The following is a 6,619-nucleotide window of genomic DNA, read 5'->3' as shown; positions in this document are numbered from 1 at the left end:
GCCCTGCGATGCGAGAAGACCATTTCCGCCTTCATGGGCTTCGTCCATCTCGCATGTGCCATGATCTGGCTAAGATGAATGCAGACAGCACCTAGCGCCCGGCATGACGCGGCGGCGAGACCCTAGCCAGCGTCACGCAGGGTCCGCCGCAACACCTCTGCCGAGGCGAGCAGCGCGGTTTCCTCGTCGCGGCTGAGGGCGGGCGTCAGGACGCGGAGCACACCCGCGCCGCCGATCAGGCAAGGCAGGCTAAGGTACAGGTCGTCGATACCATATTCGCCGGTCAGCAGCGTCGACACCGGCAGGACCACCCGCTCGTCGCGCTGGATCGCCTCGGCGATCCGCGCGATCGCGGTGGCGACGCCGAACGAGGTATGGCCCTTCCCCTCGCTGATCGTATAGCCGGCGCGCATCACCTCATGTGCGACCCCCGCGCGGTCGAAGGACGACTCGCCCAAAAAGGCGTCGAGCGCCATGCCGCCGACCCGCACCGTCGAATAGGCCATCACCTCGCTGTCGCCATGCTCCCCCAGCACCAGCGCCTCGACCGCGCCGGGGGCGATGCCGAGCTGATCGGCGATGCGCTTGCGGAACCGGTTGCTGTCGAGCAGCGTGCCGGTGCCGATCACCCGCTGCGCCGGCAGACCCGAGGCACGTTGTGCGACCTGCGTCATCGCATCGGCCGGATTGGACGCGACGACCAGGATACCGTCGAAGCCGGCGTCCATCGCCTGACGGACGCAGTCCCTGACGATACCCGCGCTCTTGCCGGCGATGGCGGTTCGCGGCTCGCCGGCCTTGGGGGCGGCACCGGCGGTGACGACGAGGATGCTCGCCGCGGCAACATCGGCATAGTCGCCCGCCCAGATCCGCGCCGGCTGGGTGATGGCATTGGCGTCGGCGATGTCGGTCGCCTCGGCGGCGGCCCGGCGCGGATCGACGTCGATCAGCACGATCTCGGCGAACAGGCCGCGCAGCATCAGCGCGTAGGCGGCGGTCGCGCCGACATTGCCGGCGCCGATGATCGCGATGCGGGATGAAACCGACATGATGGTGATCCTTGATACGAGTGGCGACATGGCAACGCCGCCTCGCCTCGACCAACGGTCCAGCCATAGGAGCGGGTGCATCGCCTCGCCGTCAGCGCGGCCCGCTCCGCCGCGCCCCATCGCGCCATTGTGGTCCTCACTTGGATCAGTCCGCGCGGGGACTATTGCGACATTTTTACCAATGCCAGAGTGAATTTGCTGATGAATACGAATTTGACATGTAAATCAGTAACCTGTTGGATTAGGCGCCCCTTCCGGATGGTCGCGACGAGCCGAGCACGACGTCCGTAAGTCAGGCGCGGGCGTATCAGCCGCGGCCGGATCGGCTGGAGAGAGAATGATGACGGGTTCGATGGCGCTCACTCGCTTGGCACGGATCGGCGGCTTCCACACGACGGTATCGCTGCTCGCGCTCACCCTCGCCGGCACCGCCGCGCACGCCCAGACCGCCGCGCCCCAGGATGCGCCGCCGCCGGCCGCCGCCGCCGAGGCGCAGCAGAACAGCGGCACGATCGCGCCGAGCGGTGACCAGGGCCAGGCCGTCGACACCAGCCCCACCACGCCTTCGGCCGACGATGACATCGTTGTCACCGGCGTCCGCGCCAGCCTGCAATCGGCGCAGAACATCAAGCGCAACTCGGCGCAGATCGTCGACTCGATCGTCGCGGAAGACATCGGCAAGCTGCCCGACCGCAACATCGCCGAGGCGCTGCAGCGCATCTCGGGCGTGCAGATCCAGCGCCAGTTCGGCGAGGGCAGCAGGGTCGCGATCCGCGGCCTCACCCAGGTGCGTACCGAGCTCAACGGCCGTGACATCTTCACCGCGAGCGGATCGAGCAATTCGCTGAGCCTCGAGGACGTGCCGTCCGAACTGCTCGCCGGCATCGACGTCTACAAGAACCCGTCGTCCGACCTCATCGAGGACCAGCTCAGCGGCACGATCAACTTCCGCACCCGCAAGCCGTTCGACTTCGACGGCGCGAAGGCGTCCGCGTCGGTGACCAACACCTATTACGACCTCGCGCGCCGCAGCAAGCCGGCGGCGTCGCTGCTGCTCAGCAACCGCTGGAGCACCGGCATCGGCGAGATCGGCATCCTCGCCAGCGCCTCATACCAGAAGACCGCCTTCCGCCAGGACACGATCTCCACCGAGCCCTTCTACACGCTCGATCCCGCCAACGCCGGCGACGCCGCGACGCTGGCGACGCTCGGCCGCACCGGCCAGACGACCACGCTGCCGCACGGCACCGGCATCGGCGAAGTGCCCGGTGACCGCCGCCGCTTCGGCGTCGACGTGTCGCTGCAATGGCGACCGACCGACACGCTGGAGTTCACGGGCGAATATTTCCGCAACGATTACAAGCTGCGCTCTTATGGCTACAGCTATTTCGCCTATACCAGCGGCGTCGCGATCACGCCGCTCGCCGGCGCGCCCTTCACCTATGCGCCGAACGGCGACTTCCAGAGCGGCACCTTCACCGACGTGCCGATCGGCAACAACACCTCGATCGGCGCCCGCCATTCGGTGACCAGCGACTATTCGTTGAACGGCAAGTGGAAGCCGACCGCCAATCTAACGGTCACCGCCGATTTCCAGTACGTCGATTCGAAGACGAACAATCTCAACTCGATCGTCGGGCTGAGCGGCACCGCGACCACGCTGGCGCAGGATATCCGCGGCGACATTCCGTCGTTCCAGATCACCTCTGCCGCGGGCCTCACCAACCCGGCGACCTACAGCAACGGCTTCTACCTCGACAATCTCAACAATTCGAAGGGCACCGACAAGGTCGGTCGCCTCGACGGCGAATATCGCTTCGACGGGGGCATCCTCAGCTCGATCAAGGCGGGCATCCGCTACGCCGACCGCCGCAACCGCACCAATGACACCGGCTATCGCTACACCGGCCTGTCCGGTCCGGCCGGCAACCTGCGCTACGTCGATCTCAGCAACTTCTTCCGTGGCGACGCCAATCTGTTCGGCGATATCCAGGCGTTCGCGCTGCCGACGGTGCTGGACTATGACGCGACGCGCGCGACGCTCGGCATCACGTCGACGCCCGCCTATGTGCCGAGCGGCACCAACACCGAGGCGCAGAAGACCTATACCGGCTATCTCGCCGCCTTCTTCAAGGCGGACGCGCTGCCGGTGCCGATCGACGGCAACGTCGGCGTGCGCGTGGTCCGGACCGAGCTTGCCGTCACCGGCTTCTACCAGCGGGTCGATCTGATCACCGCGCCGAACGGCGACCAGCAGAGCGCCCCGCCGGTGTTCACCCCGAATGGCGATAGCAACAGCTACACCTCGGTCCTGCCGAGCCTCAACCTGCGCGGGCATCTCACCGAGCGGCTGCAACTGCGGTTCGCCGCGTCGAAGAACATCGCGCGCCCCGACTTCAACCAGCTCAATCCCAGCCTGACGATCACCGAGCCCGGCGCGGCGCAGATCGACCAGCAGCACACCACCTCGACCGGCAATCCACAGCTCAAGCCGATGAAGTCGACCAACTTCGACGCCTCGCTGGAATGGTATTTCGCGCGTACCGGGTCGCTGACCGTCGCCGGCTTCTACAAGAATATCTCCAACTACATCCAGACCGTCATCGTGCCGCGCACCGTCACCTTCAACGATGGCGTCTCGGCGCTCTACGACGTGACGACCTACGGCAATGCCAGCAAGGCCAAGGTGAAGGGCGCGGAAGTCGCCTATCAGCAGTTCTTCGACTTCCTGCCCGGCGCGCTGAGCGGCTTGGGCGTGCAGGCCAACTTCACCTATGTCGACTCCGAGGCGCCGAGCCCAGCGAGCCAGGGGCCGGTGACGCAGCTGCCGCTGGAGGGATTGTCCAAGTACAATTACAATCTGATCGGCATCTACGAGCACGGGCTGATCTCGGCGCGGGTCGCGTACAACTGGCGCAACAAGTTCCTGGTGACAACGGCCGCGAACGGGACCGGCAACCTGCCGATCTTCCAGAAGTCGTCGGGCCAGCTCGATGCGTCGATTACCGCCAACGTGACGCCGCATCTGTCGCTGACGCTCAACGGCACCAATCTCACCAACACGGTGCGGTCGACCTATTACGGCATCCTCACCCGGCCGCGCGATTCGATCATGAGCGATCGTCAGATCGCGGGCGTCGCGCGCATCACCTTCTGATCGGCGGAGGGCGCACCGAGCCTCGGGGTTCGGTGCGCCACCACCCCTCCGACTACGTACCGCGACCTGCTATTGATTCGCAGGAGCGGAGATGAAATGATCGTGTCGCTTCGTTGGAGAAGACGACATGTCCGACTCGCCCTTCACGCTTCACGACATCAGCGACTATCCGCTCGTCCGCTTCGTCGGCGAGGCGGCCGAGGGTTATGCGCAACGATGGTGCGCCGAGATGGCCCAGTTGCTGGCGCGCGATACGCGGTTCGTGCTGATCTATCCGCCCCGCCGGCACGAAGAGGCGCATGCCGACCGCGTCGCGCGGGGACAATGGCTGAAGCACAATAAGGAGGCGCTGGCCGCGCGGTGTCTCGCCGTGATCGTGATCGAACCCGATGCGGCGCGCCGTGCCGAGATGGAGGCGATATACCCCAACCTCGTCAAGGCATTCGGCACGCCGCAGGCGACACGCGCGACGCCCGCGGAGGCAGAGGCGCTCGCACGACATCTGCTGGCCGGCGGTGGCCTGTCGGATGGGGTGTGACACGGCACGAGATACCGCCGGCAGCGTGATGATCCTGTGACGGGCCGTCTGCGCGGTGGAGACGATTGCCTGATCAGCGGATCAGGGCGCTGCAGCGCCGGGTCATCGACGCGATGGCCCAGCTGACGAACGGATGCCGCTCATCGCGCAGCCAGTCGCCGGAGCGGCCGTGCCGTCGTCAGGACCGCAGGCCCTCGACCAATGGCCGGTCCACGTCGGGTATCATCCCCTCCAGCACCGCCCAATAGCCCGACACCGCATCCTGTCCGGCAATCTGATACGCCTGCGACATCTTGACCCGCACCGCCTCGAACAGATCGTTCTCCATCCGCGCGCCCTCTTCGGTCAGGCGGAGCAGACGCTGGCGGCGGTCGCGTTCGCCGGGTCGGGTTTCGACCAACTTGCGATCGGTGAGTTCGTTGAGTACGCGGCCCAGCGACTGTTTGGTGATCGCGAGCAATCCCAGCAATTCGCTGACCGTCAGGTCGGGTTTGCGCGCGATGAAATACAGTGCACGATGATGCGCGCGGCCCAGTCCCTGTGCTGCGAGGCCCTGATCGACGGAGCGGGTGAGATGGCTGTGGCCAAAATACAGAAGTTCCATCCCGCGACGCAATTCGGGCTCGCGGAGAAACTGGGCGGAAGCGGTGGGAGCTGTGGCAGCCATGTTGACCAGTTTAGCCCTCGCTCGTACGCGTCCGCAACCCCTGATGCCTGAGAGAAATCGATGACCCGTGTTTCGCCGGCCGCCGCGCCGACCTTCCGTTTCGATCGCAGCGCGACCCCGGTCGAGGCCAATGAGCGCGCCGCGCGGCTCGTCGATCCGGGCTTCGGCCGCGTCTTCACCGATCATATGGCGGTGATCCGCTACAATGAGGCCGACGGCTGGCACGATGCCGCGATCACCGCGCGCGTGCCGATCACGGTCGATCCCTCGACCGCGGTGCTCCATTACGCGCAGGAGATCTTCGAGGGGCTTAAGGCCTATCGGCTCGACGACGGCGGCACCGCGCTGTTCCGTCCCGACGCGAACGCCCGCCGCTTCAACAACAGCGCGCGCCGGCTGGCGATGCCCGAACTGCCCGAGGCGTTGTTCCTGCAATCGTGCCGCCAGCTCGTCGCCACCGAGCGCGACTGGTTCCCGCAGATCGACGGTGGCGCTCTCTACCTGCGCCCGTTCATGTTCGCGAGTGAGGCGTTCCTCGGCGTCAAGCCGTCGTCCGAATACCTCTATATGGTCATCGCCTCGTCGGTGGGCGCCTATTGGAAGGGCGGCGCACGTGCCGTCTCGATCTGGGTCAGCCAGGATTACACCCGCGCCGCGCCCGGCGGCACCGGCGAGGCCAAGTGCGGCGGCAACTACGCCGCCAGCCTGCTCGCCCAGTCGGAGGCGATCCGCCAGGGCTGCGACCAGGTCGTCTTCCTCGACGCGGTCGAACGCCGCTGGGTCGAGGAACTCGGCGGGATGAACGTCTTCTTCGTGTTCGACGACGGGACGATGGTGACGCCGCCGCTGACCGGTACGATCCTGCCCGGCATCACCCGCGATTCGATCATCCGCATCGCCCGCGACCAGGGCATCGAGGTCCGCGAGGAATTGTACGGCATCGACCAGTGGCGCGCCGACGCGGCGAGCGGTCGCCTGACTGAGGCCTTCGCCTGCGGGACCGCCGCGGTGGTGACGCCGATCGGCGAGGTGGCGGGCGTCGACGGCCGCTTCACCATCGGCAGCGGCGGCACCGGTCAGGTGACGCAGCGCATGCTCGATTCGCTGTCGGCGATCCAGCGCGGTCGCGCGGCCGACCCGCACGGCTGGTTGCAGCGGCTCGACTGACTTTTCTGGGGCGGCCGTGAAAACAGGCATCGGCAGGGCTT

At 66.5% G+C, this 6,619-nt stretch carries 5 protein-coding genes; 3 read left to right on the top strand and 2 right to left on the bottom strand.

What is annotated here, in order from left to right; all coding sequences use genetic code 11:
* Window positions 1–122 precede the first annotated feature (122 nt).
* A complete protein-coding gene (locus HD841_RS20205) occupies window positions 123–1,049 on the bottom strand; it encodes an L-lactate dehydrogenase (protein WP_179510702.1) in 927 nt (308 codons plus the stop codon).
* A gap of 352 nt (window positions 1,050–1,401) precedes the next feature.
* Between HD841_RS20205 and HD841_RS20200 the strand changes: the two genes are divergently transcribed.
* The gene (locus HD841_RS20200) at window positions 1,402–4,206 is read left to right on the top strand and encodes a TonB-dependent receptor (RefSeq protein ID WP_257015861.1); all 2,805 of its coding nucleotides are present in this window, start codon (window positions 1,402–1,404) and stop codon (window positions 4,204–4,206) included.
* 127 nt (window positions 4,207–4,333) lie between these two features.
* Window positions 4,334–4,744 carry a GntR family transcriptional regulator gene (locus tag HD841_RS20195; RefSeq protein ID WP_179510701.1) on the top strand — a complete coding sequence of 137 codons (411 nt, stop codon included), beginning with the start codon at window positions 4,334–4,336 and terminating at the stop codon, window positions 4,742–4,744.
* Window positions 4,745–4,922: 178 nt separating this feature from the next.
* On the opposite strand, the gene HD841_RS20190 is transcribed toward HD841_RS20195, so the two are convergent.
* The gene (locus tag HD841_RS20190) at window positions 4,923–5,411 is read right to left on the bottom strand and encodes a MarR family transcriptional regulator (protein ID WP_179510700.1); all 489 of its coding nucleotides are present in this window, start codon (window positions 5,409–5,411) and stop codon (window positions 4,923–4,925) included.
* 60 nt (window positions 5,412–5,471) lie between these two features.
* Here HD841_RS20190 and HD841_RS20185 point away from each other — a divergent pair, with 60 nt between their 5' ends.
* Window positions 5,472–6,578 (top strand): branched-chain amino acid aminotransferase, encoded by a 1,107-nt coding sequence (locus HD841_RS20185; RefSeq protein ID WP_179510699.1) that lies wholly within the window; start codon window positions 5,472–5,474, stop codon window positions 6,576–6,578.
* The last annotated feature ends 41 nt before the right edge of the window (window positions 6,579–6,619 follow it).

Source organism: Sphingomonas melonis (genome assembly GCF_013409985.1).
GTDB classification, from domain to species: domain Bacteria; phylum Pseudomonadota; class Alphaproteobacteria; order Sphingomonadales; family Sphingomonadaceae; genus Sphingomonas; species Sphingomonas melonis_A.
The sequence above is the reverse complement of the archived record's forward strand: the minus strand, read 5'-3'. Positions and strand labels throughout refer to the sequence as shown.

What these genes read in the sequence shown, in the direction of transcription:
- HD841_RS20205 (WP_179510702.1), bottom strand. Translation starts at nt 1,049, where the DNA reads ATGTCGGTTTCATCCCGCATCGCGATCATCGGCGCCGGCAATGTCGGC.
- HD841_RS20200 (WP_257015861.1), top strand. Translation starts at nt 1,402, where the DNA reads ATGGCGCTCACTCGCTTGGCACGGATCGGCGGCTTCCACACGACGGTA.
- HD841_RS20195 (WP_179510701.1), top strand. Translation starts at nt 4,334, where the DNA reads ATGTCCGACTCGCCCTTCACGCTTCACGACATCAGCGACTATCCGCTC.
- HD841_RS20190 (WP_179510700.1), bottom strand. Translation starts at nt 5,411, where the DNA reads ATGGCTGCCACAGCTCCCACCGCTTCCGCCCAGTTTCTCCGCGAGCCC.
- HD841_RS20185 (WP_179510699.1), top strand. Translation starts at nt 5,472, where the DNA reads ATGACCCGTGTTTCGCCGGCCGCCGCGCCGACCTTCCGTTTCGATCGC.